22 protein-coding genes and 2 riboswitches are annotated in these 26052 nt (G+C 45.3%); of the genes, 15 read left to right on the plus strand and 7 right to left on the minus strand.

Features of this window, described 5'->3' with window-relative positions; all coding sequences use genetic code 11:
• The first annotated feature begins 60 nt into the window (after window positions 1–60).
• Window positions 61–1137 (plus strand): hypothetical protein, encoded by a 1077-nt coding sequence (locus DXX93_RS02105; protein ID WP_181902116.1) that lies wholly within the window; start codon window positions 61–63, stop codon window positions 1135–1137.
• Window positions 1138–1264: 127 nt separating this feature from the next.
• On the opposite strand, the gene DXX93_RS02110 is transcribed toward DXX93_RS02105, so the two are convergent.
• Entirely contained in the window at window positions 1265–2668 is a 1404-nt protein-coding gene (locus tag DXX93_RS02110) for a GGDEF domain-containing protein (protein WP_116006593.1), read from the minus strand.
• 169 nt (window positions 2669–2837) lie between these two features.
• Window positions 2838–3072: riboswitch (cobalamin riboswitch) on the plus strand.
• A gap of 117 nt (window positions 3073–3189) precedes the next feature.
• On the opposite strand from DXX93_RS02110, the gene DXX93_RS02115 reads away from it, so the two are divergent.
• From DXX93_RS02115 to DXX93_RS02150, 8 genes are all read left to right on the plus strand, one after another.
• Window positions 3190–4131 (plus strand): ABC transporter ATP-binding protein, encoded by a 942-nt coding sequence (locus DXX93_RS02115; RefSeq protein ID WP_116006594.1) that lies wholly within the window; start codon window positions 3190–3192, stop codon window positions 4129–4131.
• Window positions 4128–5210: a FecCD family ABC transporter permease gene (locus tag DXX93_RS02120; RefSeq protein ID WP_116006595.1), complete on the plus strand. Its 1083-nt coding sequence runs from the start codon at window positions 4128–4130 to the stop codon at window positions 5208–5210. The genes DXX93_RS02115 and DXX93_RS02120 overlap by 4 nt, the downstream gene beginning before the upstream one ends.
• Window positions 5211–5249: 39 nt before the next feature.
• Window positions 5250–6800, plus strand: a complete 1551-nt coding sequence (locus DXX93_RS02125) for a cobyric acid synthase (RefSeq protein ID WP_116006596.1) — start codon at window positions 5250–5252, stop codon at window positions 6798–6800.
• Window positions 6787–7407 carry a cob(I)yrinic acid a,c-diamide adenosyltransferase gene (gene cobO, locus DXX93_RS02130; protein ID WP_116006597.1) on the plus strand — a complete coding sequence of 207 codons (621 nt, stop codon included), beginning with the start codon at window positions 6787–6789 and terminating at the stop codon, window positions 7405–7407. Before DXX93_RS02125 ends, cobO begins: the two co-directional genes overlap by 14 nt.
• A gap of 24 nt (window positions 7408–7431) precedes the next feature.
• A complete protein-coding gene (locus tag DXX93_RS02135) occupies window positions 7432–8364 on the plus strand; it encodes a cobalamin-binding protein (RefSeq protein WP_258872563.1) in 933 nt (310 codons plus the stop codon).
• 103 nt (window positions 8365–8467) lie between these two features.
• A riboswitch (cobalamin riboswitch) is annotated at window positions 8468–8603 on the plus strand.
• Between the two features lie 61 nt (window positions 8604–8664).
• Window positions 8665–10527, plus strand: coding sequence for a TonB-dependent receptor domain-containing protein (locus DXX93_RS02140; protein WP_116006598.1), 1863 nt, complete (start codon window positions 8665–8667; stop codon window positions 10525–10527).
• 146 nt (window positions 10528–10673) lie between these two features.
• Window positions 10674–11522 (plus strand): hypothetical protein, encoded by an 849-nt coding sequence (locus tag DXX93_RS02145; protein WP_116006599.1) that lies wholly within the window; start codon window positions 10674–10676, stop codon window positions 11520–11522.
• Complete coding sequence (locus tag DXX93_RS02150; protein ID WP_116006600.1) at window positions 11519–11995, plus strand: pilin; 477 nt, start codon at window positions 11519–11521, stop codon at window positions 11993–11995. Before DXX93_RS02145 ends, DXX93_RS02150 begins: the two co-directional genes overlap by 4 nt.
• Window positions 11996–12078: 83 nt before the next feature.
• On the opposite strand, the gene DXX93_RS02155 is transcribed toward DXX93_RS02150, so the two are convergent.
• The 5 genes from DXX93_RS02155 to DXX93_RS02175 all read right to left on the minus strand — a co-directional run bounded on the left by DXX93_RS02155 (window position 12079) and on the right by DXX93_RS02175 (window position 17362).
• Window positions 12079–13092 carry a cytochrome d ubiquinol oxidase subunit II gene (locus tag DXX93_RS02155; protein ID WP_116006601.1) on the minus strand — a complete coding sequence of 338 codons (1014 nt, stop codon included), beginning with the start codon at window positions 13090–13092 and terminating at the stop codon, window positions 12079–12081.
• Window positions 13093–13149: 57 nt separating this feature from the next.
• Window positions 13150–14583 (minus strand): cytochrome ubiquinol oxidase subunit I, encoded by a 1434-nt coding sequence (locus DXX93_RS02160; protein ID WP_258872564.1) that lies wholly within the window; start codon window positions 14581–14583, stop codon window positions 13150–13152.
• Window positions 14584–14709: 126 nt separating this feature from the next.
• Window positions 14710–15288, minus strand: a complete 579-nt coding sequence (locus DXX93_RS02165; protein ID WP_309545391.1) for a GbsR/MarR family transcriptional regulator — start codon at window positions 15286–15288, stop codon at window positions 14710–14712.
• A gap of 418 nt (window positions 15289–15706) precedes the next feature.
• Window positions 15707–16222: a nuclear transport factor 2 family protein gene (locus DXX93_RS02170; protein WP_116006602.1), complete on the minus strand. Its 516-nt coding sequence runs from the start codon at window positions 16220–16222 to the stop codon at window positions 15707–15709.
• A gap of 120 nt (window positions 16223–16342) precedes the next feature.
• Entirely contained in the window at window positions 16343–17362 is a 1020-nt protein-coding gene (locus DXX93_RS02175) for a YncE family protein (protein WP_147302627.1), read from the minus strand.
• Window positions 17363–17617: 255 nt separating this feature from the next.
• Here DXX93_RS02175 and DXX93_RS02180 point away from each other — a divergent pair, with 255 nt between their 5' ends.
• The 6 genes from DXX93_RS02180 (at window position 17618) to DXX93_RS02205 (ending at window position 23690) form a co-directional block, all read left to right on the plus strand.
• Window positions 17618–19717 carry a putative bifunctional diguanylate cyclase/phosphodiesterase gene (locus DXX93_RS02180; RefSeq protein ID WP_116006604.1) on the plus strand — a complete coding sequence of 700 codons (2100 nt, stop codon included), beginning with the start codon at window positions 17618–17620 and terminating at the stop codon, window positions 19715–19717.
• Window positions 19692–20975 carry a hypothetical protein gene (locus DXX93_RS02185; RefSeq protein ID WP_116006605.1) on the plus strand — a complete coding sequence of 428 codons (1284 nt, stop codon included), beginning with the start codon at window positions 19692–19694 and terminating at the stop codon, window positions 20973–20975. The genes DXX93_RS02180 and DXX93_RS02185 overlap by 26 nt, the downstream gene beginning before the upstream one ends.
• On the plus strand, window positions 20975–21400 hold the full coding sequence (locus tag DXX93_RS02190; RefSeq protein ID WP_258872565.1) for a hypothetical protein: 426 nt from the start codon (window positions 20975–20977) through the stop codon (window positions 21398–21400). The genes DXX93_RS02185 and DXX93_RS02190 overlap by 1 nt, the downstream gene beginning before the upstream one ends.
• Window positions 21401–21606: 206 nt before the next feature.
• Window positions 21607–21990: a hypothetical protein gene (locus DXX93_RS02195; protein ID WP_147302628.1), complete on the plus strand. Its 384-nt coding sequence runs from the start codon at window positions 21607–21609 to the stop codon at window positions 21988–21990.
• Window positions 21991–22412: 422 nt separating this feature from the next.
• Window positions 22413–22925 (plus strand): DinB family protein, encoded by a 513-nt coding sequence (locus DXX93_RS02200; protein ID WP_181902117.1) that lies wholly within the window; start codon window positions 22413–22415, stop codon window positions 22923–22925.
• 12 nt (window positions 22926–22937) lie between these two features.
• Complete coding sequence (locus DXX93_RS02205; protein WP_116006608.1) at window positions 22938–23690, plus strand: NRDE family protein; 753 nt, start codon at window positions 22938–22940, stop codon at window positions 23688–23690.
• Between the two features lie 88 nt (window positions 23691–23778).
• On the opposite strand, the gene DXX93_RS02210 is transcribed toward DXX93_RS02205, so the two are convergent.
• Window positions 23779–25587 (minus strand): lysophospholipid acyltransferase family protein, encoded by a 1809-nt coding sequence (locus tag DXX93_RS02210; protein ID WP_116006609.1) that lies wholly within the window; start codon window positions 25585–25587, stop codon window positions 23779–23781.
• Window positions 25588–26052 lie beyond the last annotated feature (465 nt).

Consider the following 26052-nt stretch of genomic DNA (forward strand, 5'->3'; position numbering starts at 1 on the left):
TATTTTTCATTGTAAAGAGTAACGCCAAAAGTTTAACAATAACAATTCAAGGAAGAAGCGATGCGCACGCCTGTTAGAAAAAGACTGCAATTCTTATTGACGGCTTTGGTGGTATTTACCGCTGGTTTTCAGCTATTGCCAGAGCAGTTAGCATTCAGCCCTGCACTAACGATTGAAAACCTAGTTGCCATGTCGCCGCTATTACTTGCAGTGGCTGGCTACTTCGTGTTTTTACCTGTGCTGTATTGGTTCTGGGTGATTAAAGCGGGTCAGCAAAAGCCATGGAAAATGCTGATTGTATTTTCGCTCAGCGCCTTGTGTGCTCGCTATAGCTTTCCTACTAATATTGCCGAGTACTTTGAGTTTATTACCTACCTTCGCTATCCAATTATCGCGGTATTGCTGATCATTGAAGTGTATTTGATGGTGACCATAGTAAAAGGCTTATGGCAAGCAAGAAAACTCAGTGGCGATCCACGCGTTCATGCGTTTAATCAGCATAAGGATGACGATAAAAAGCTCGCGCTTGGGGTTATGTTGGCGGGTGAGCCAGCCAGTTGGTACTACGCCATTCCCAAGTTTTCGCGAAATCACGCAAAAGCGCTAGCTCAGTTGCAAGTAAACTCTGCTCAAAGCTGGCATTTGTTGTTATTACTTTCAGCATGTATTGCCATTGGCAGCGGCAGTTATTCACTATTGGTGGATTGGAGTGAGTTAGTCGCCATTATTGTGGCCAGCTTGTGTTTTTATAGTGTGATTTTGTGTACAGCGAATTATCGCGTGGCTCGCCATCATTCCATTTACTTGCTGGATCAACAGCTAGTGATCAACCTTGGTATGTGGAGTTTTATGGTGGTCGATACCAAGGCGCTGGCTGCGATCAATCTAGGTGTTTTTCACCAAGCGGATGATAAAGATCAGTTGTTACTTGGCAAGAATCATTATCCGCAAAAAGACAAGGGAACAACGGCCAATATCGAGCTGGTGTTTAGCCAACCGCAAACCTATATGGCGATGATGGGGCAAATGCCTGAGTCCGTTAACAAGCTCTGGCTTGCTGTTGATAATCCAGAACAGCTAAAACTGAAATTGTCTCAAGTGCAGGCAGCGCCAGTATACTTAGCAAATGCGAGCTAACCCAAATATTACTAAGTAATTTTACATCACCTAGCTTTAAAACCAGTCACAATAAACGCGCGGTAAGCAGCTGCGCGAGTATTGGCGCTAGCAGGGTTAAATTAAAACGTTAGCTTAAAAACTTAGTTTAAAACAGTGTACTAAGTTGCGCTTGATTACGCCCTAAACGCTTGGCTTGGTATAGTGCTTTGTCAGCGCGCTCAAACAATGGTGGCCAAGTTTTATCGGTATTGTTCAAGGTCGTGGTGCCAACACTAACCGTGATGTTCAATAGTTGCTGATCATTAATCACAAATTGATGTTTAGCGCACTCTTCAACAATGCGTTCGGCGATGGTTAATGCCGCATCTGAGTTGGTGAATGGTGTAATAATGGCAAACTCTTCGCCGCCAATGCGGGCAAAGGTGTCTTCCTCGCGAACAAGCCCTCTAATCAGCTCTGTCAGTTGCGTTAATACCTTGTCGCCAACATCATGACCATAAGTGTCATTGACTGTTTTAAAATGATCGATATCGAAGAGGATTAACGATAGGCATTGCTGATGACGAACCGCCTTATTGTGCTCTTCTAGCATCATATTGTTAAAATGACGCTTATTGAAAATTTTCGTCAGGGGATCTGACAACGCTAATGCGTGCAGCTTTCTGTTCTCTTCCAGCTGGTGTTGCAGCGATTGAATAAGGGCTTCTTTTTCTGAAACATCACGTATAGTCGCAAGGGCAATTTTACCTGTTCTTGTCGGGATCAGGTTAAGCGTTACTTCAATGGTTAACGGCAGGCCAGCGTAGTCAATAATGGCCAGTGATTTTTTAAATACCCTGTCCTTTGCATAGCAAGGGTCGAAATATTTTTTGAATGCCTGCTGGTATTTTTCTAGTTTAGCAAGTGGCACTAAACTGAAAACGCTAAGCTGTTCCAGCTGAGTGCGTGGGCAGTTAAATAGCTCTTCTGCCTGCTGATTGGCTTTAAGAATATTGCCACGGATATCCAGTTTTAAATTGGCGTCCGGTGCCATTTCAAATAAACGTTCACTTTCTTCCAGTGCTAATTTGATTGAGGCATAAGCATGATCTAGCTGTTTAAGGCTTTTCCGATGCTGTGCTTCACTCTCTTTCAGTGCCGTTATATTGCTGTGTGCACCAAGCATGCGATAGGGCTGGTTGTCGCTATTGCGAATAACGATACCGCGACAACGGATCCAAACCGTGGAGCCATCTTTATGGCGATATCTTACCTCTTGGTCGTAAGGGTGATCAGGGTTATCACAATGTTTTTGAAAGTTTTCCAGTGCCAGCTGTAAATCGTCCTGATTGATAATACCTTGCCATTCATCTGCACGATGCGACTTCTCGGCGGGATCATAGCCAAGCTCGGTCCAGAATTGAGGGTTCATCCACTCATTTTCGGGTTGCTCTAAATCCCAATACCACATGCCATCTGTGGCGCCTGACTGTAAAAATTCAAAAATATTCTCGTCTTCTCGTACCAAAGAATACAGCTCTTTTTTTAAGTAATTTTCACTTACAGACATAGGTGTAACAAAGTATTAACAAAAAAATTGCGCGGATTTTAACGAATTGCTGAACGCTTAACCATTGATAAATTGTAATTAATAGATATCGAGCCTTTAATGTGGTCAACACCTTAGTCAAAATGCTCGCACGGTATAAGTTATCGCCAGTTATACTTGCTTTTTTAGCACTAACCTTGATAATTGCTCGTCAAGGTAAGTACTTGGGAATGAGGTGAAAATCCTCAACTGTACCCGCAACTGTTAACAGAGCAGCCTATCTGTCATTAATGCGATTTGTTTATAGTAAATTGCGAATTAATGGCAAGCCACTGAGCCCCGCATATTTAACGATATTGCCAGCTTGGGAAGGCTTAGGTCGAGATGCTGTAAGTCAGGATACCAGTATTTACCATCTCATTTTAACAAGTCGAGCGGGTTACTCGGGCATTGTCATTGCGGTCATACTGGCCGGGCTTTGCTGTGCAATTTTGCCGACATTTAATACGACTCATTAGATAGTTTTTAACACTGGCAAGGCGATGCAGCGAGTACCACAAGATTCCACTTATCAAGCAGCCAACAATCAAGCCGCTAGTTCTCAGGTTGCCTGCGCTCAGCTTCACGTCACCGAGTTGGGCTGGCAATCGGGCGGCAAAGCGATATTACGGCGTATTAATTTTGCGCTTCAAAGTGGTGAGTTTGTTGGCTTACTTGGCCCCAATGGCTCGGGTAAATCCAGCTTGTTGCGTTGCCTTTATCGCTATCACAGCCCGACCGCTGGGCAGGTGCACTACCAAGGTCGAGCGCTTGAAAGTTACAGCCAACAGGCTTATGCCCAGCAAGTGGCGGTGGTACTGCAAGAATCGCCCAGCTTTTTTAATTTGTCGGTCAGTGATGTTGTTGAATTAGGGTTATTACCGCGTACTTCTGTTTGGCATCGCACTAGCAAAGCAGAAAAACAACACGTAGAAAATGCGCTGGCGCAGGTAGCAATGCTGGACAAGGCCACGCAGGGTTTTGATTCACTCTCTGGTGGTGAAAAGCAGCGCGTGTTAATCGCGCGCGCTATTGTGCAGCAGCCGTCGCTGTTGATCATGGATGAACCCACCAGTCATCTTGATGTGAAATACCAAATTCAAATTATCAATTTAGCCAAGTCATTGGGTATCACAGTGCTCGCTTCGTTTCACGATCTCAATCTGGCTAGCGCGATGTGTGATCGTTTACTAGTGCTCAGCAATGGCGAATTAGTGGCCGATGGCAAACCGAGCGACATACTGAGCCAAACTTTATTGGCTCAAGTTTTTGGGGTTACTGCTCAGCTGCAAACTCACCCAGAGCATGGCAAGCCATTGATCACCTATCAGTATTTTCCTGAACAAGAACTGCCTGAAAAAAGTGCGCCTAAAACAGATGTACCGGAACAAGCACCAACACAAAGCACACGCCCACAGGGTAATGACCAAGGCGAACAAAGATGACAAACCCACATAGCGCACTGTGGTGGTTTGCTGGGCTTCTGGCTTTATCAATCTTTTCACTGGTTGCTGCGCTTTCATTTGGCGCGGCCGATATTAGTATGACACAAGCTTTTCAGTCAGTGATTGACAAAGGTGCGCATCATGTATTGGCAAATGATCGTGATATCTCCAGTACCGCGCTGGCAGAGCAGATCGTCTGGCAGCTGCGGATGCCGCGCACACTATTGGCCTTTATTGCGGGTGGCGGCTTGGCCCTCGCTGGCTTAATGTTGCAAACCGTGACCCGCAATCCGCTCGCCGACCCGTATTTATTTGGCATATCATCAGGGGCAACCGTCGGCGTAGTACTGTTTATGACCTTTGCTGGCTCTGCCCTTGTCAGTGGTGATGCGTGGTTTCTTTCCCTGTTCAATCAACTGAGTTTGTCCGTTGCAGCCTTTGTTGGCTCCTTGGTCGCCATTGCGATTTTATTAGCCGTGGCAGGCTCTGCCATTGGTCGGCAGGTGGAGTCTATGTTGCTGGCGGGTGTTGCTTTATCCTTCTTGTTTAGTGCAATCACCAGTGTGACCTTGTACTTTAGCGACCCGCAAGCGATCAGTGCGGTAATCTTTTGGACGATGGGCAGCTTTGCGCGTGCGCAGTGGTTACAGCTATTGCTACCATTTGTCTTACTGTTATGCACACTTGCCGTTGTATTGTTGTTTCGCCGTCAACTGGCCGCATTATTGCTCGGCGACGAGAGCGCAATCACCCTAGGGGTTAATGTTGCCAAGTTTCGTTTAGCCATGCTGCTACTGAGCTCGCTACTAACTGCCAGCCTGGTTGCTGTTTGCGGGGGAATTGGCTTTGTCGGTTTGATGATCCCCCATCTTGTTCGCTTGTTTATTTCACAGGCGCAGTTACTGCATCCGATAGCGGTTTGCCTGCTGGGCGGCCTGTTTATGGTGTGGGTTGATGTGATTGCCCGTACCTTGCTGTCGCATCAGGAATTACCGCTTGGCATTATCACCGGCTTGTTGGGCAGTGGCTTTTTCTTATCACTAATGGTGGTGCGTTTTCGCCGCCAAGGTCAGTCCTAGGTGAACGAAGTGAATTCTACTTCAATGCAACCCCTGTCTATGCAAACGATAATGGTGCAAGGTACTACGTCAGACGCTGGTAAAAGCACGCTTTTGGCTGGCTTATGCCGGGCATTAGCGAATCGCGCGCTCAGCATTGCCCCATTTAAACCGCAGAATATGGCACTTAATAGCGCGGTTGCGGCAATAGGGGACAGCGGTGACGTTGGTGAAATTGGTCGCGCTCAAGCGCTACAAGCGATTGCCGCCAAAGTCCCTGCCCAAGTGGACTTTAATCCCATTTTACTCAAGCCCAACTCAGATACTGGCGCACAGGTTATTGTGCACGGCAGGGCGATTAATAATATGGAGGCGGCAGCCTATCAAGACTATAAAAAAGTGGCGATGGATGCCGTACTGACCTCGTACCAACGCCTCAGTCATCATTATCACTATTTGTTGGTGGAAGGGGCGGGCAGTCCTGCCGAGATAAATTTGCGCGCGGGTGATATCGCCAATATGGGCTTTGCCGAAGCGGTAGATTGTCCCGTTATTATTATTGCGGATATCGACAAAGGCGGCGTATTTGCCCATTTAGTTGGCACGCTCGCGTTGTTATCGCCAAGTGAGCAGGCGCGAGTCAAAGGTTTTGTGATTAATCGTTTTCGCGGTGATATTGGTTTGCTGCAATCTGGGCTTGATTGGCTTGAACAAGAAACCGGAAAACCTGTGTTGGGGGTTTTACCTTATCTGCACGACTTAGCACTGGATGCGGAAGACGCGCTAGCGCTTGCCAATGTCAAAGCACCGCAAACCACACAAATTAATATCGTGGTGCTGTTAGTACCACATATTTCCAATCATACGGATTTTGACAGCTTGCGCTTAAACCCAGGGGTTAACCTTGAATACGTGCGAGTAGGGCAAGTGATTCCAAGCTGTGATTTGATCATTCTGCCCGGCTCGAAAAACGTGATTGGTGACTATCAATTTATTGAATCGCAAGGTTGGAGCGAGCAGATCAAGCAGCATTTACGTTATGGCGGCAAAGTGTTGGGCATTTGCGGCGGCTTGCAAATGCTCGGCAATAAAATTTGCGATCCCTGTGGTATTGAATCGTCCGTTGCTGAGCAAAAAACATTAGGCATTGCTGATTTTGAAACTGAACTAAGCGAAGAAAAAGCCTTGGTAAAAGTTACTGCTGAGCTATTGCTTGAATCTCAGCCAGCGCTTAAAGACAAAGCATTTGAAAGCAGCGACGATCCTATTTTGATCCAAGGTTATGAAATTCATTGTGGGATCAGCCAAGGTAAGGCGTTACACAGGCCACTTGCCAAATACCGCAATGTGCAAGGGCAGGAAGTTAGTGATGGCTTTGTTACTGACGATGGCCAAGTGATTGGTACTTACTTGCACGGCCTATTTGATAAAGCCGCGCCTACGCAAGCCATTTTACATTGGGTCAAGCCGCAGCTGGCAGTGCCCGCACTCGATTTAGACCTTCACCGTGAACAAGAGCTTGAACGCTTGGCTGCGGTCTGTGAACAGCATTTAGATATCGACAGATTATTAGACATAACACAGGAGTTTTATCGTCATGGCAATAAGTGACCAAGATAAATCGACAAATCGCTCGGATAACCACCAGCAGCGCCAACAGCGACTTAAAGAAAAAGTCGACGAGCGCATTTCTGCGGCGCAAGAAGAGCGCGGCATTTTGCAAGTGATTACGGGCAATGGCAAAGGTAAAACTACAGCGGGTTTTGGCACAGTAACGCGTGCGGTTGGTCATGGTTTAAGGGCGGGCGTTGTGCAGTTTATTAAAGGCACTTGGGATTGTGGTGAGCGCAATTTACTTGAAAAATTTGATGTCCCTTTTGTGGTGATGGCAACCGGCTTTACCTGGGAAACACAAAATCGTGAGTCGGATATCGCTGCCGCACAGAAAGCTTGGCAAGGCGCAAAAGCCATGCTCGCTAACTCTGAGCTAGACATCGTCTTACTTGACGAGCTGACTTATATGCTCAGCTATGACTATTTACCTGTGGATGAAGTGATTGAGTGCTTGGCAAATCGCCCTAAACACCAGTTTGTTGTCGTCACAGGGCGCGCTGCCCATCGCAAATTAGTGGAGCTGGCTGATACCGTGAGCGAAGTGAAAAACGTTAAACATGCCTTTGATGCAGGTATCAAGGCGCAACTAGGTTTTGACTACTAATTTGACTCATAAGGCCAGCTTGCAATGCAATCATTAGCACAATTAAACCTATCAAAATCGGTAATGCATCAGTTGCTTTGCTTATTGGCTTTGATGCCACTGGTTATCGGCCAACAAGCGCTTGCACAAAGTGATAATAACCGGTCGGTTGAGGTAACATCCGCTGATACTTTCACAGCAGCAAAGCCAGCTCAGCGCATTGTCGCTCTGGCACCACATATCGTGGAAATGCTGTTTGAGATTGGCGCAGGTGATCGCATTGTGGCGACGGTTGAATATGCGAATCATCCAGCAGCGGCCAAAGCGATCCCGCGGATCGGCAATCACGCTGGTGTGAGTATGGAAAAACTACTCAGCTACCAACCGGATCTGGTGTTGTTCTGGCAAGGTGGCAATCAGGCGCAAGACTTAGCAAAAATGCGCTCACTTGGCCTGAATGTGCGGCTCAGTGACCCGAAAGCACTGGAAGATGTCGCAAAAGAACTCGTGATGCTAGGGGAGCTAACAGGGCAGACACACATTGCTCAGCATAGAGCGGAGCAATTTATGGCTAAGCTCCATCACATTGAAGCCCAGTATCAAGGTAAGCAAGCGCTGTCGGTGTTTTATCAACTGTGGTCAGCGCCGCTGATGACCATTAATCAAGCAAGCTGGATTAATCAATTGATCACCAGCTGCAATGCAACCAATGTGTTTGCGAATGCACCGACCAAAACACCACAGGTGAGCATTGAAAATGTCCTTGTTGCTATGCCAGAAGTGATTGTTATTCCAGATGCCAGTAGTGCCGCTGGTAGCAAACAACCTGATGCCGGCTGGCAACAGTGGCCGCAAATTCCGGCAGTAAAGAAACAACAGATTATTCACACCCAAGGTGATGTCATGCATCGCTTTAGCAGCAATATGTTGACGGGTTTAGCCGATATGTGTCAGCAATTGGATAGCTTTCGTGAATAGCATCAACATCTAGCAAGCACATTGCTGATAAAGAAATTTCGTTAACGCTAGGAAGCTAGCTCTAGAAAAAAAGTTGGCGCTAGCAAGTTAACGCCGTCTAGCCAGCGTTATTGGCAACGTGAGTTATTTAGGGGAAGCTGATGAAAGTTCAGCGCTGCCCCCGCAACGGTAATATGACCGCACTTAATGGTTAAATAAGAGCTCTGAGTCATAAAGCCCGATTACCTGAATAACTCAACCAACATTTTAATTAAAACACATGCAGTATTTGATGCGGTGGGCATCGATAATTGAGGAAATATGAACATAAAACACTTATCTAAACTCGCAGTTGCCGTTGGCGCTGCACTATCGTTAAACGCTAACGTTTACGCGCAAGCACCTGCTGATGAAGAAATTATTACCGTAACGGGCAGCCGCTCTCCGGTTAACATTGACACTGCGCTTGCTAGCGTTGTGGTGATCACACACGAAGATATAGCGCGTATTCAGCCAAAATCATTGAATGATGTGTTAGCGACAGTTGCCGGTATCGATTTTACCAATCAAGGTGGCCGTGGCCAACTATCTTCGTTATTTTTGCGCGGTACTAACTCTAATCAAGTGCTTGTATTAATTGATGGCATTCGAGTCAGCTCTGCTAGCTTGGGCTCAACCAATACGCAAATTATTGCCCCTGAATTGATTGATCGTATCGAGATTATTAAAGGCCCTCGTGCGGCCATTTGGGGTTCAGATGCTATCGGTGGTGTGATTCAAATTTTCACCCGTCAGCTCGAAGGCAGTGAATATATTGCGGGGGTGACGGTGGGTGCTGACGATTATCGCCAATATAAAGCCGGTGCTGGCATCGCCCATGACTTAGGTAACGGAATGGGTAAAGGCCATACCAGCATTACCGTTAATCGCGAGAAAAGCGATGGCTTTGACGTGTTAAAAACAGCCGAAGAGGATAACGATGGCTATGAGTATGACTCGGTGGCGATTAAAGGTCAGCAACAAGTCAATCATCAATTGGCGATTGACTGGTTAGCGCGTGCCGATCAAGGTGACAACGAATACGACAACGCCTTTGGCGGTGCTAATGAAGCAGAAACGCGTAACCATGCGTGGTTAGTACGCGGCACTTACAGCCAAATTATCGGTCATGTGCAAAATCACACAACCGTATCGCTTGGTCAAAACCGCGATTATTCTGAAAATTACCTTGACGGTACAGACGTATTTACCACAGTGTTTGAAACCCGCCGCGATCAATTCTCGCTGGTCAATCACGCACAAGTCTTCCCGTTTTTACAGTTTAATCTAGGTGTTGATTATTACAACGAGCAGCTTAATAGCACCACCGACTTTGCTAAAGACGAGCGCGATGTTACTGCTGTTTACGCCCACAGTTTGTACAGTAAAAACCAGCTAACGGTTGAAGCGGCGATTCGTCACGACGATGTTGAAAATGTGGATTCGGAAACCACTTATAACGCAGGTATTGGTTATCAAATTAATGATGAGACGCGCATTGCACTAAACGCAGGCAGTGGCTTTAAAGCGCCAAGTTTTAATGACTTATACTTTCCTGCGAGCCAGTTTTCGTCAGGTAACCCTGATCTGCAGTCGGAAACCTCAGATACCATTGAGCTAGTGTTTGAAACGAATTATGCCGATGTCGATATGGCGTTTAACTTTTACCAAACGGATGTTGATAACTTAATTGTTTGGTTACCCGATGCAAACTTCTTCTACCAGCCGACGAATGTAAATGAAGCCGAAATGTTGGGCGTTGAATTTACTGCCAAGTACCAAGGTTTTGGTGGTCAGCATCAAATCAATGCGGGTTATGTTGACGCTGAAGACAAAGCAACAAACGAGCAGCTAATTCGCCGCGCGAAAGATCAATTTAGCTACCAGTTCGACACTAACATTGGGCATTTATCACTGTACGTTGAATACCAATATCGCGGTGAGCGTGAAGATAATGTGTTTGGTGTTGGACGCGTAAAACTCGACAGCTACCACTTGGTTAACCTAAGTGCCAGCTACCCAGTTACGCCAAACCTTACGGTTGAATCGCGCATTACTAACTTGTTTAACGAAAACTATGAGACGGCGGTTAATTACAATACGCAAGATCGCGCGGCATATATTGGCATTAACTACGCAATGTAGTTAACGTTTAATTAAATCTTAAAGTTAGCAAGTGAGGGCTAGCCCTCACTTTTTTGTGTCGTTAAATAAATCACTGAACAATTGTTAAACAACAACATTTACGCTAAGGTCAACGTCAAAGGAAGTCTACTTATTGCAAGGAATGTATGAGCTGGGCGCAGTTTAATTTTAATTGTCGATATTACCTAAACCTTCTCAACCAAGGCTCGACCTTACAACAAGCAAAACAATCTCTTGAATGTTCAAGCCTAGCAAAGCTTTATGGCGAACAGTCGCTTTCCGGTATTCAACAAAGCCTGCTTGATAAAGTTTTTCATTTATCGAGTATCAAAGATGCGCAGCGAACACTTAATTTATATGCTTCGATAGATTTTGCTGGGTGTCTAGCTTTATCTGGTGCTGCTAAGGATCTCGTCGCTAAGTTAAGTTATTTAGCCTCCATTTCTATTTTCTTTGCGGCATTCATCACACTTTATCAAGTCTATGTATTTCCCGTTTTTGCTGATTTAGCCGCACAGTATCCAGCGCTAAAAAGTGATTCATTTGAATTACTGCCGTCTGCATGGGTTGCCGGATTAATTGTCGCCTTGAGCACTTTAGTGATGTCGATAGCACTTAAACACCAAATCAAAAATATAGATCGCGCAGTGGTTAACTCACCCAATCGCATCGCGATACTTTTGTTGCCTAAACGAATACTCGCTACGGCGAGTAAATTGCAGCAGATTATTGCCACGCCGTCTGTGCAAGGGCGGCGAGCCGAAACGACTGATAAATTTGACGCACAACTAAATGAACTCGCCCAATTACGCCATGATGAATCAGCTGAACTTGCCCTGTTATTTGAGTATCACGCACAGCAACTGACACTGACTCTCCATGACTATGCGAATCGTGCACATCAGTTGCTGTATGGCGCAGTTGTGCTTGGTATTGGTTTTTATATTGTGCAGATATATGACCCCATTTTTAAACTCGGCGAGGTAATACAATGAGAAACGTTCGCGGTTTTACGCTAATTGAATTAATGATTGTGGTATCGATTATTGGTATTTTGGCAGCTGTTGCCTTGCCTCAGTACCATGTTTACACAATCAAAGCTCATGTTGTTGAAGCATACGGCTACGCTGGCACAATTCGACAAGCGGTAACGGATTATTACGGCGAGCATTTAGCCTTCCCCAAGGACAATGACCAAGCTGGCTTGCCTTCAGCTGACAAATTGATTTCAAACAAAATCACCAGTGTCGTTGTCGAAAATGGCGCTTTTCATATTACCATGGGTAACAAAGTGCCTAAGCCACTGGCAGGTAAAGTGCTTACCTTTCGCCCAGCAGTGGTGGAGGGTAGTCCGATTAGTCCAATTTCATGGTTATGCGGATATGCAAGACCTGTAACGGGAATGAAAGCCATTGGTGAAAACAAAACCGATCTCACGCGAGAAATGCTTGCCAGTGAATGCTATTAGCAGATGAGCATGTCGGGGAGCATAGTGCTCCCCCCTGATAATTTTACCTGTAACTGTTAGTTAAGTTAGCTTTGTCGCAACCACTAGTAATTTAACTGACTGGTTTTACCCCAAAACACTTTATACGCAAAAATCGTGTAGCCAATAATCACCGGCAATACAATCACTGCCCCCCAGAAAATCACCAGCAGTGATGCTGGCGCACTGGCGGCTTCAAAAATGGTGAGTTGGTTGGGCACGATATACGGGTAAAAGCTGTACGCTAAACCACAGAAGCACAAAGTAAAAATAATAATTGCACACACAAAGGGGTACCAGCAGCCCAGATCGTCCGCTATAGGGACTTTGCGCAGGTAGAGCTCAACGGTGACAAACATAAAGCCAAACAGCATCACTAAGGGGATCAACACAAAAACTTGCGGAAAGCCCAGCCATTTATCAGCGATGACGGGATCGATTGATAGGTTTGCTATACAAACTGCAATAATTCCTAATGCCATAAAGCGATTCGACCAAATTGCCCATTTTGCCGAACGTTTTTGCAATTCACCTTCGGTTTTCATTACAAGCCACGCCGCGCCGACATAGCAATAGCCTGCAGTAACGCAAATGGCTGATAACAATGCGAATAACGTTGCGGCTGTACTCGTGTCAAAGGCCGTGACGTATCGACCTAGCATATAGCCTTGGCAAAGGGTGGCGATCAATGAGCCAGCCTTAAAGGCTAAATCCCATTTATGTTTGTCTTTACTCGGTGCTTTAGTGCGAAAATCAAAGGAAACACCGCGCAAAATTAAGCCAAACAGCATAAGCGCAGTCGGTAAATAAAGCGCTTGCAGCACAATTGAATGGGCTTTGGGGAAGGCTATCAGCATCAAGCCAATGGCAAGTACGAGCCAAGTTTCATTGGCATCCCAAAACGGGCCAATGGAGTAGATCATTTTATCGCGCGCGGCTTGGTTTGCCGGCGCTTTATCGGTTGGTAGTAACACACCGACCCCTAAATCATAACCATCTAAAATGGCGTACACTAAAAACGATAAGCCCATCAGTGCGATAAACACCATAGGTAACCAGTTTAACGTTGAGCTTTCCATGACAGACTCCTTAACGACTTCTTGATACTTAAATTAGGTGAACTATTGCTAAGTGAATTACTGCGCACTTGCGGGCGTGCTTAGTGTTTTACTTGACGCTTCGCTTGGCGCGTCTGCTTGCTGCATATCGGCCAATTTAGGGTTTGCCGCTTCAAGCTTAACGGCGCGATCAGCCATCACAAACAAGGTTTTGATATAGGCTACCAGTAAGAAGCCATAAACCAGCAAATACAAGGTCAGCGACAAGGCGATATTTTCAGGGGCGATACCTGTGGCAGCTTCCTTGGTGGTAAGCACGCCTGATACTAAATAGGGTTGGCGGCCAATTTCGGTGACGTACCAGCCTGCCAGCGTGGCTACCCAGCCAGAAAAGGTCATGGCAACAGTCGCTTTAAGTAGCCAAGTAGGGTAGCGCTTTTTCAGCGTAAACTGATAGCTTGCTAGCCATGACATGGCCAGCATCAACAGGCCAATACCAATCATCAATCGGAAGCTGTAAAACACTGGAGCGACTGGCGGGTGCTCACCTTTAAATTCATCGAGGCCACGAATTTCACCGTCAAGCTCATGGGTAAGGATAAGGCTCGCCAAATTGGGAATTGCCACTTCAAAATGATTGGTGCGCATTGCTTCGTCAGGCACCGCGAATAACAAGAGTGGCGCACCGCGCTCGGTTTGCCATACGCCTTCCATTGCGGCAACTTTCGCTGGCTGATGGTCAAAGGTGTTTAGACCGTGCAAATCACCGACAAAAGCCTGCAATGGCATCAGGATAGCTGCCAGCACCACGGAGAAATTAAGCGCATATTTGACCGATGATTTTTTATCGCCTTTGAGTAAACGATACGCTGAGATACCGGCAATAAGAAAGGCAGCGGTTAGCGCAGAGGCAAGTAGCATGTGGCCAAGGCGGTAGGGCATGGAGGGATTAAACACGACCTCGTACCAACTCGTCACATGGGCAACACCGTCGATCATTTCAAAACCAGCGGGGGTTTGCATCCAAGAGTTGAGCACTAAAATCCAGAAGGCCGACAAGCTAGTGCCAACAGCGACGAGCACCGTGGCAATGGTGTGCACACGATTTGAGACTCTATCCATGCCAAAAAGCATGATGGATAAGAATGAAGCTTCTAAAAAGAATGCTGTCATCACCTCATAACCCAACAATGGGCCAGCGATATTGCCGACTTTCTCCATGTAGCCCGGCCAATTGGTACCAAACTGGAACGACATGGTAATGCCACTGACGACCCCAATGGCGAAGGTCAGGGCGAATATTCGTACCCAAAAGCGATAGACTCGCAGCCAAGCATCGTCTTGTGTGCGGTTATAACGCCACTTAAAAAACACGAGTATCCAACACAAGGCGATGTTGATGGTGGGAAACAAGATATGAAAACTGATATTGGCGGCAAATTGGATGCGAGACAGCATCAAGCCAGTGTCAGAAGCCAGTTCCATAAAGGCGAGTGGAGCAAAAGAAATCATAAGCACCTCCTTAGGCGCACGACTAAATAAAAAACTTTTCTACATCACTGCTAAGCGTCTATCGCTCATGGCCAAAGGGGTTACTGCGTTGTGCGTTGAATGGCGAAGCTGGTTACAATTCGGGCTTTAAGCTTTCTTGTTGGGTAGCAGTTTGTCTTTCATATCCAGCAGCTTGCCAACGCCTTCGCCCAGTTTTAACAAGGCGGCGAGTTTTTCCGATGACATCCCTTGGAGCTCGTTTGACCATAAAGTAACCATTTCCATCAGGTCGTGCATTTCCTGCACGCGCTGTTGTACGTAGCGATCTGCTTCATTACTTGGCGATTGCAATAAAGCATCGCGCATCATGGAAAGCGTGGGGTCTAACTCGCGCTTGCGGCGTTCGACCACCAGTGTCCGCGCGATCTCCCAAACATCACTAGGGGCAGAGAAATATTCTTTTCTATCGCCGGGAATATGCTGGAGCTTGATCAAGTTCCACGATTTTAATTCTTTTAATCCCATAGAAACGTTAGAGCGTGAAATTTGTAAGCACTCACTTATTTGGTCGGCGTTCAGTGGTTCTTGAGTTAGTACAATCAGTGCGTACATTTGACCAAGCGTGCGGTTAAGGCCCCATTTTGAACCCATTTCACCAAAGTGAAGGATTAACGATTGGGTCATGGGGGATACTTTCATTGCTTGATACTCCGCTGCTATGTGCACTGCTTTAACACTTGGCCTTGTCTATTTCTTTGCTATTCATTGTCAAGAACGACTAGGCCATCACCACTTACTGTCAGTCTGTTAACGTCTGCTTACTCAGGCTAATCAGTATTAGTTTGCAATTTTAACTGTTTCTGAATTTTCAGTAATTTCTGAAAATTATAAAAATAATTTGATATAAGTCAATAAAATGTTTGTTTGAAGTGGTTATGATGGCGTTATCGGGTGCGCTGAGCGTCTACATCAGTCACCCCGACGGGGCGTTTGTGCCCAGCTATTTAGCTGGGCTTTTTTATTTTTTCTCTCTGCCTTTGCTAGCTCTCAGCGCTTTATCTCTTTGACTTTACGATTTTTTCCTGCTTTTTTGCATGGCATTTTTTCATGCTTTCTTTTGTGCTAGTTTTTGAAACTGTGAGCGTTATTGGCGAGCCTTGCTCTGGTGTTTATTCGTGTCGTGGTATTGCCAAAGCACGTTAAGCACTTTCCATTGACCTTGATCGTTTTGATACAGGTGCATGTAATCAATCCACTTATCAACAGTTAGCTTAACAGAGGCCACTCGTTGATCAATGTCGTAAATATCAATTTCAATGCGTGGATTTGCTGAGAATTTATCGCCTTTCTTGTTATACCAGTTGGCGAGTTCAACCATAAAATCATGGCTGGTTTCGACAATTTTTTCATTTCCCGCTTTATCTCGCCAATAGGTGCGCTTTGCTAACGCTTTATCTAGCCCTCTTGCCATTAACTCAGGCTTAACCTGAATTTGTGACTCAATATAGTCGAGTACAGCGCGCTTTATGGCTTGCTCTACCTGAGAAGGGCTTTGCTGGCGGGCATCAGCAGGTGCTCGGTGATCCGCGAGTGCCTTGTTTTCAATAAGTAAGCTACTGAGTAGCAGTGTAAGTGTTAGCCAAACTGGAAGTCGAGCCATGGTTCATCCCTGTTGTCAGGCAAATAAACTCACAGAGTAACGCGTTTTAAGCTCGACTGACGAAATAAAGTATTACTAAATGTTAAATTTCGAAGCACTATGTTTTATTGATTAAATAAGTTACTGGCCTAGTGTAAACGGCGAGTAACCAATGCCGTCTGGGCCATCACCAGCGGGCAGTTCAAACTTCACTTTACCGCTGGGAACGTCAATAACGAATACTTTATTTTGATCATAGGCTGACATAAACAAGGTGCGCTGATCAGGGGCGAAAATCACGCCATTCGGCGTTGTTTTTTCTGGAAACTGGATGCGTTTTAGGCGCTTTTTTGTCGCATTTTCAATAATGTCTAAGGTGTTTTGACGAAAGTCTGGGATAACAGCGTATTTTTCATCTTGGCTCAGTAAGATGCGGTAGGGAAAGGTGTAATCACGCCACTGTTTGAGCTGTTCGCCGGTTGCCGTGTTAAACACAGTGACTAAACCTGCTTTGTTGCTACCAACCCAAAGCTCGTCGCCATTAGCGCTAATCGCAATCGCCTCTGGTGTTTCAGGCATGGAAATTTGTCTGAGTAACTTACCTTCATCAATAGACAGCTCAGACACTGAATTGGATTGCATATTGGTGGTGTACACTTTGTCGGTGCGACCTGTTAGTGCCACCATATGCGAGCCTTTTTGCTCGGTATTGAGCGCTTGGGTGATCTCGCCGCTAAAGATATTGGCAATGACTACCGCATCGGCACCTTCGGCAGAAACTGCAACCCGTTTTTGATCAGCTAAAAACAAAATGCCGTGTGGCCAAGGGTATTGGCTTAGATCGATAGTGCGCACCTTTTTCGCTTGCACAATATCAAATACCGACAAGCTATTACCCCCCACATAATCGGTGACAACCGCCCATTTACCATCTTTAGTGACCGCCACTTCGTGCGGGCCCTTGCCGGTTGCTCTGGTTGCAACAACTTGGCGACTACCTAGGTCGATAAAGCTCATATTATCGCCCCGCTTGTTGACCACAACTAAAGTACCAGAGAGCGCTGCTATAGCGGCTAGCGAAGTGGCAAGGGTGAGAAGAAAAGTCAATGTTAAAGTGAGGTAGCGCATAAATACCGTGCCTACTGTTATTGTCGTTGTCACTGCTATTGGTGCTAATTACATGCATAAACGCAGCATATCCCAGCTAACACGTAGCAAGGTTTACACAGGAAAAGCTTAATCGATGAAGTGCAGAACTGCGAATGCTTTAGAGCGAGTCATGCCTTTAAAAAGTGTAATTAAGTGTTAATAGAATGTATCTTTTGTTAATGTACTAATTGGTATAAGCTAGTGCTTTAGCTCTAATTATAAACCTAGTTGGTTAATCGCTTTAGAACTTCAATCACAGGGATCTAGTTGTTTAATAGCCTTAGAACTTCAATCACAGGGACGGCGGTACTGGCAATCTTTATTGTGAGTACTTGTGTACTATATTTTTCCATCCTTGCTTACAAGTCACTTTATGCCGATTCGGCGATAAAGCACCTAGACGCACTTTCTGAAAACTTGGCCAGTGATCTGATCCCAAACCTGGTTGACGAATCAGATTTATTTGCCGTCTCGTCGCAATTATTGCGTCTTGAGCAATACACAGAAATTAAATTTGCTGGCGTTTATGACAAGGAATATCAGCTATTACAGCCATACTTTGGCGATGCGAATAAGGCTTCTTCTGCAGGCTCCGATGAACCCAGTTTTTCGTTAGAACGAGCACAACAACTCTTAAACTTCCCGTTTGGTACGGGCAAACTTGGCGATAACGTTTACGCAATAAAGCAAATAGGCGACAAGCGGCTGCCACTTGGTTATTTAATTGTGGTGAGTGATTTGTCTGGGCCATTAAAGCAGAGCCAGAATCAATTGTTGCTTTCTATTTTTCCATTTGCCTTGATTATTTCGATATTGGTCATTGTGGTACTGCTGATTATTCAAAATAGTTTGTTAGAGCCCCTGTTGGCGCTGCGCAGGTTTGCTCAAGAGGTCAAGGCTTCCGGTGATTACAGTCAATCAGCCCGTATTAGCGGCAAGTCGGAAGTGTCTGATCTGACAGTCAGTATCAACGAGCTAATGGGGACAATTAGTGACGAGTTGAAGAAAAATCGCAGGCAAACAAAACTGTTAGAGCAACAGCAGATGCAAATGGAGCACTTAGCAAATTTTGACGCCTTGACTGGGCTGCCTAATCGTCAGTTTATTATTGAAACCATTAAAATTGAACTGAAAAAAGCCAAGCGAGAGAACCGAAATCCCAGTTTATTGTTTTTTGATCTCGACGGTTTTAAAGCTGTCAACGATACCTTTGGGCATGACATTGGCGACAAACTGCTGATCGCCGTCGCTAACGATGTCAAACATTATATTCGCGAAGGTGACACGCTATCGCGCCTTGGCGGGGACGAGTTTTTAGTCTTGTTGCACGGTGATCCTGAGCCAGTAATTGTGTCAGCCATAGCGCAACGAATTATTGCAGGCCTAGACAAAACGTTTGATATTGAACAATGGAAAGTCAGTATTAGTGCCAGTATCGGTATTGCCTATGCTTCAGATGCTAATTACCAGCCCTTAGACTGGGTGTCGTGTGCTGATTTGGCGATGTATCGCTCAAAAAGTGAGGGGAAAAGTCAGTTTACTCATTTTAACGCCGATATGGTCAGTGCCAACCTCAAACGCATCAATGTCGCGAATGCCATTGTTCCGGCACTGAAAAACAATGAGTTCCAGTTGCATTATCAGAAAAAAGTTGACGTGAATCAGCAAGTAATGGGCTTTGAAGCGTTAATACGTTGGCAAAGCGAGGAGCTAGGGGCAATTTCTCCTGCCGAGTTTGTCCCCATTGCTGAGCAAAGTGGCAAAATACAGGCAATTACACAATGGGTTGTTCAACAGGCTTGCCGCGATTTACCGCAACTATTGCGTAACTACGGGCAGGACATCCGAGTGGCCATTAACCTTTCTGCCATTGACCTTAAAGATAGCAAGCTTTCCGACGACATCAGCCGCATGTTTAGGATCTACCGCATAAACCCTAAAAACATTGAATTTGAAATAACGGAGTCGGCCTACTTAACACATTTCGATACTGCCAATAGCTTTTTCAAACAGATGAGAGAGCTAGGGTGCAAAATCGCCTTGGATGATTTTGGCACTGGGTATTCTTCACTGGGCTATTTGACTCAAATTAAAATAGATACATTGAAAATCGACAAAAAATTTGTCGACGAGGTGGGCATTTACAAACGCAGCAGTGTGATCACCAAAACCATTATTGAAATGGCCAAGCAGCTTGGTTTGACCCTATGCGCTGAAGGCGTTGAAACTCAGCAGCAGGCTGATTTTTTGCGCGATAACGGTTGTCACTACATGCAAGGGTATTTGTTCGGAAAGCCTGAGCGCCTCGCCAGTCTTGGCGCTGCCAGCAAAGCGGATAAACTTGAAGGCACCATTACCGACCAATAAAGAAACCGTATTAACACATGAAAACCAGGATATTATGTTGTTTAAAAAAAGAATCAAAAACCTATCGAATACACTGTTAGCACTGGTTTTTTCCAATGTGCTTTACCAGCCAGTATTGGCGCGAGATTTTATGGACGAACGGGTTGAATTTTCCGGCTTTGCTCGGATTGTTGCGGGCTATTTGGATGAGGAAGCGGCTTCATTCGAGGGCTATGATGACAATATAAGCCTATCTGAACAATCACTACTGGGTTTACAAGCGGATATTCATTTAACCGACACACTCACTGTCGCCACGCAATTACTGGCACATAGCAGCGAAGAGCGAAAATCGGGTATTGAATGGCTTTATCTTAATTATGAACCCGATCAGTATTGGCGAATTAAGGCGGGTAAATTGCGCACGCCGTTTTTGCAATATAGTGATGTATTAGATGTCGGCTTTGCTTACTCGTGGATAAGCCCGCCGCAACAGCTTTACAGTAGCTATTTGTTTTCTAATTTTGATGGGCTGAGTGTTACACACCGCAATACCTTCGCCGACCTTAACATTGATATTGAAGCCTACTGGGGGACATACGACGACAGTGTTTTCGTTGGTGGGGATGAAGTGAATATTGAGGTAGACGAAATACTTGGACTGATCTTTCAAGTGCAGCACGACAACCTACAGGTTCGCGCTGCGTACGCGGAAAGTAATGAGTTCTTTGCCGATTTTCTCGGTTTAGAAGACTTGGCTGTCGTCTTGGAGCGAGCTGGATTTCAACAAAGTGCAGACTCGCTGAGATTTGATGGCAGTGCCAATTCCTATCAGGTGGGTGTGCGCTACGATGATCTCGACTACTTTGCTTCTGCCGAATGGTTCAGAATTGAAGCCGATTTACTTGTCGTGCCTTCCGTTGATGGTTATTACCTGACGGCAGGGATCAACTTATTGCCATTTCAGCTGCACCTGACTTATGCAAGTGCAGCTCCCGAATATGCGGTTTCACAGAATGAAATTCCGCGCGGTATCGCGCCGCAACTGGACCAACTCGCTTTGGGTTACGATCAAGTTATCGATAGCTTACCGAGTGATAGCTTAGATTCATACACTTTAGGTGCGCGCTGGAATATGCGTGCCAATTTAGCATTTAAAGTTGAATTTACGCGACTTGTGGGCGATCGCGATGCACGGTCATTTTTTGATGTTGCTGATAATGCCCAGTTTGATCGCCGTGCCAACCTATACCAAGTGGCTGTGGAGTGGGTATTTTAATGCGAATATTACTTCTCTTTTCAATCTTCGTGCTGATACAGCCAAGTGCTAGTGCACAGAACAACAGTACCTATAGTTTGATCATTGTCGCCAACACCGATGACGTACACTTGACATTCACGCAACGTGAGGTGCGCAATTTGTTTATGGGTAGGGTAAGTAAAATACAATTAGAGCCAGTGGCGTTGCCGCCAGAATCACCAATCCGCGTGCTGTTTAACACTAAAGTGGTTGGGCTAACTGAGGCTCGAATTCAATCTTATTGGGCGCAGATGCGCTTTAGCGGGAGAAATAGGCCACCACGAGAACTCAGTGATGTTGAAGCTGTTTTGCGCTTTATACAACAACACAAAAATACCGTTGCTTATCTGCCCGCAGGTATTGAAATTCCGCAAGAGCTCACGGTAATTTATCGCAGCAATTGATTTTTCAGTGCCATTTGTTTGCCTGCACTTGCTATTTGTTTGCATAGTTAGGCGGCAGTGTTGTGCTTGTAGCACACTGTTTAGTCGTTTATCGCAGCAATTGACTTTTCATTACCATTTGTTTGCCTGCAATTGCTATTTGTTTGCATAGTTGGGCGGCAGTGTTAGGCTTGTCGCACACTGTTTAGTCGTTTTTTAGGTTTATTATGAGTCACCGGAAAATCTCTTATACCATGCGCTTGTCGGTGGTGTTTATTGTTGCAGCTATATCGATTCAGCCACTATTCGCTCACGCCGCCTCTAGCATTGCTGGGATTTGGCAACATGCGCATAAGCCAGCATTAATTGAGTTTGATCTCGATACCGGTGTGGGTTGTGTTAAAGCTCATCGCTCGCACCCGAAAAACCAAGGACAAACCGTGATCAGAAAGATCACTAAAGCAACTAAACCCGATAACCTTTGGCTGGGGGAAATGTACCATGCTGAGCGTGGTATTTTTGTGCCTGTGAGTATTAAAAAGGAAAAGCGCCGTGTGTTTGTTTATGACGCTCACGGTAACCAGATCTTGGCGTTAAAAAGAGGGGATTAGTGTTTACCAGCCAGTTAATAGCACGTGGCTACAGTGTTTGCGGTTGGCGAGAAAACAGTAATCATTGATCTGTGTGCTTTATTGTCCTGTGTACTTGAGCTATCCTGATATTGGGTAATATGCTGGTCGCAATTAACATATGCTGCACACTGTATTTGGGGGCAGACAGTGTTTAGTTCAGCTAATGCGTTGGTAAGGGCTAAGCACTAGCTAAAGTCATTTCGTTACCTAGGGCAAATGTTATCGTGAGTTTTTCAGTCAGGCTTAAACGAGCGTTAAGCTAATCGTTAACCAACGTTTAGCGCATCAAGCTGTATCACTTGCAACTACATTTGATAACAAAATTTATTTTCCTTTGTGAAAGAGTTTCTCTAAAGGAAAGGTCTATCAAAAGACATAAAGTTTATAGGGTTTTTGGCGTAGTGCAGCGTGATTTTGTCGCAACGATACAACAAGGTATCGATTTTCTATCTGGTTTGAGTCAAACACAGTACACAACTGTTCCTGATGGTTTTTTAAGTGCAATAGGTGGTCATATCCGCCATATTGTTGATCACTTTGTGGCGTTGGAATTTGCACTGGAAAGTTCGTTGGTCAATTACGAATTACGCCAACGCAACAGCCCGATGGAACGTGATTTAGCCCAAGCGTTAGCGCGCCTTGAACAACTAAAAACATGGCTTTCAGCCTTACCAGACAGCGTTTTTACCCAGTCAGTAGAAGTGCAAGCCGATGTGGGAATTGGTACTGACAATGTCATGTCTGTGCAAAGTACCTTTGGCCGCGAGTTAATGTTTGCTTGTAGTCATGCCATTCATCATTACGCCACCATGAAGGCGATTCATTTGACCTTTGGTGGTGAATCTTCCGTGCAATTTGGCCTAGCGCCATCAACTGCCAGTTACATGCGCCAACAAGATAGCACTCAGTCATAGGGTGCTTTTACATTGTGTACATTAAGTTGGCAACTTGAGCCAAATGGCTATCAAGTTTATTTTAATCGCGATGAACAGCGCAGCCGCGCTATTGCACAACCTGTCACTTTCCATACTGAATTATGCGCCGCATATCCCGTTGATCCACAAGGCGGTGGCACGTGGATCGCACTAACTCAAGCGGGAGGCTGTTTGTGTTTACTAAATAACTACCAAGCGCAGGCGGTATATCAGCCCCGTGATGCGATTAGTCGAGGTGAAATTATTCTGCGTTTATTGGCGCAAATAAACCAGCAAGCTCAGCATAGCGACAAAATCGATGATCTTGCGAGCTTAATTGCTCAGTTGCCGTTAGCGCGCTTTTCACCCTTTGTATTGTGTTATTTCCCTGCGGATTTAAACCAGCAGCAAGGGCAAGTTCAGCACTTAGTGTGGGATGGCAAGCAGCTCAGCAACTTACCAGCGCGTAATCCATTAACCTCGTCAGGGTTAGATTTTCCGGCGGTGAGTACTGCCCGTTATCAGTATTTTGATGAGATTAAACCACAAAGCACCCAAGTACATCTGGATTATCATGCCAGTCATCAACCTGAGCGCAGTGCTTTTTCGGTTTGCATGCATCGCGCAGACGCACATACGGTGAGCTTTAGCCATATAAAAGTCGTCAGCGGTAAAACTGTAGTGTTTGATTACTATCAAGGCAGCCCTTGTCAAAGTATTGCTAATCCAGCAGCTAAAACGCAAATCAATCTAACCTCGCAATAGCTCATAACGCGTTTAATTTCACCACTAGCGGTTAATGTCAGTTGGCGACTAACATTAACCTGTTTACCCATTAACTTTATCCTAGCGATTAACCTTCACTAAAATTTAAGTAGTCTTGGTAATCTTTGCCTAAATAGAGTTTTAGCAATTTTTCTGGCGTGTCTGGCAAGTGAACGCTCAGCAATAGCCCTGGTGTATTCGCAAAATTTGGATCGATCGCCACACAGTGAAATTTAGCCCCCAGCTGATGGTATTGTTTAACTAACACAGGTAAGCCTTTGCCATCAGGTTCAATTTGGCTCACTAGCCAGTCTAACACGTCAATATCACTGCCATATTGGGTTAAGTATTCATTCAGCTCGTAAGGCACTTTGTGCGCAAATGGCTTTTTCGCCGCTACTCCTTGGCGATGTGCTGGTGCAACTAAAAACTGTTCAATCAACATGACACTCAGTGGTTGATATTGTGTACTCAGTGATACTGTGCCATATAAGGTGCGGTAACGAGGGAACTGCTTAGCGAACGCGCCAATGCCCTTAAATAGTAATAGCAAACCATGGAAACTCTTTTGTTGCTCAGCAATTAAAAACGAGCGTCCCATTTCTAAACACGGTGCCTGCTGGTTAATAAACTCGCTATTAAAATTAAACATATTGGCGAGGTAAATACCGTTCGATTGCTTATCAGCTAATAACTCGTCTGACTGCCCCATGCGATAAGCACCGACAATTTGCTTGTTGTCGCGATCAAAAATAAATAAGTGCACATAGCTGTCATCAAAATCGTCACCGTCTTGCGGCTGGCCGCTGCCTTCATCAACCAAACGAAAGTTTGCTTCCCGTAATCGTCTAATTTCTTCGATGATATTCGGCACTTGTGCGCGTTTTGCGTAGTAAGTGCTAAGGCTTTTAAAGCTTGCCAGGTGCTGTGACTCAGGCAATTGCGCAATCTCTTCAGCCATTACATCCGGTGATATTGCTGGGGCGATGGCTTGCATTTCAGGATTAACGCGCTCAGGCCAGTGTTGAACCAGTGCAGGATCTTGCAAATAGGTGAGCAGGCGAGTGAGATCAGTTAGTTGTTGATCTGATTTATTGTTTAACGCTTTATGAGTCATGTTATTAATTGCTTTACCGATAGTAATTGGAATGGTTTTGCCTTGGCTGTGGATCATTTCCCTGATCAACATTAGCAGACGGAAACGGAAATAGATTAACCCCATGCGATAAAAAATAGGGCGGTTTTGGCCGCCAATATGCACAGGAAAAACCGGGCATTTGCATTTTTGCGCGAGCATAGCAACCATGCGATGCCACTCGTGATCGCTGACCGGGCTGTGTTTATCTTTTGGGTAACTCACTCGGCCAGCGGGAAACAAAACCACCAAGCCGTCACTTTTGAGGTGTTTCAGGCACGCTTTTAAAGACTGGCTGTTACCTTTGGCATTGCTTTTAAGTGGATTGGTAAAGATAAAATATGGCGCGAGTTCGGGGAAAATAGATAAGCCGCGATTCGCTAAAATCTTTATATCCGGCCGTATATCACTTAACAAGTGCGCGAGTGCGACCCCTTCAACACCGCCAAATGGGTGGTTGGCAACCACAATCGCAGGGCCAGTTTTGGGAATTTGTGCAAGTGACTGCGCGGATACTTGCAAATCAAGCGCAAAGGTACTGATAAATTTTTTGGTAAAAGCCGCCTTGTCTAACCCTTCAAATTGATTGTCTTGATACATGTTATCAAGCTGTTTGAGGCCAACAAGACGATCTATTAACGGGGCGAGCCAATAAACGGGTTTGAGTAGCCCTTTATTAGCAATAACGTTTCTAATCGACAATTGATAGTTGCCGTTTTTCTTTTTGAGGCGATGTTTTATTGCGGAGTTTTTTACTGTCATATGTACTGCTTAAACCAAAGAAATTTTCTTTCCCGTCGTTGTCTACCATCGTTGTCTAGTGCTGTTTCACGTTCGTTTCAGCCACTCGTTCGCTATTTGCTGTGGCTCAGCTACGTACAAGGCACTAATTGTTCGACAATATTCACCAAAGCATACCGCCTGAACATATAGTACGGCATAAAAGAACCGTGTTTTCACAAAAATTATTCAACAAAGCCAAAATAAGTATGCCAAAAACAGCTATCAAAGTAGCGCAGTGTAATCCGGTTTAGCAGGCAAGTTAAACCAGCATTTTGACGAACACGTATCAACTGGAGCAGTAAGGTTAGCAGCAAATCCCGTTTTCTCTATCCTACCCATCTTATATATGAAATAATTTATATTAACGTTGCGTATTGGCACAATTCGACGCTAAGTAAACCAAGGCGAAGCCAAGTGAATCAAGAGGAAGCCAAGTGAATCAAG

It is taken from the genome of Thalassotalea euphylliae, from assembly GCF_003390335.1.
Lineage (GTDB): Bacteria > Pseudomonadota > Gammaproteobacteria > Enterobacterales > Alteromonadaceae > Thalassotalea_F > Thalassotalea_F euphylliae_B.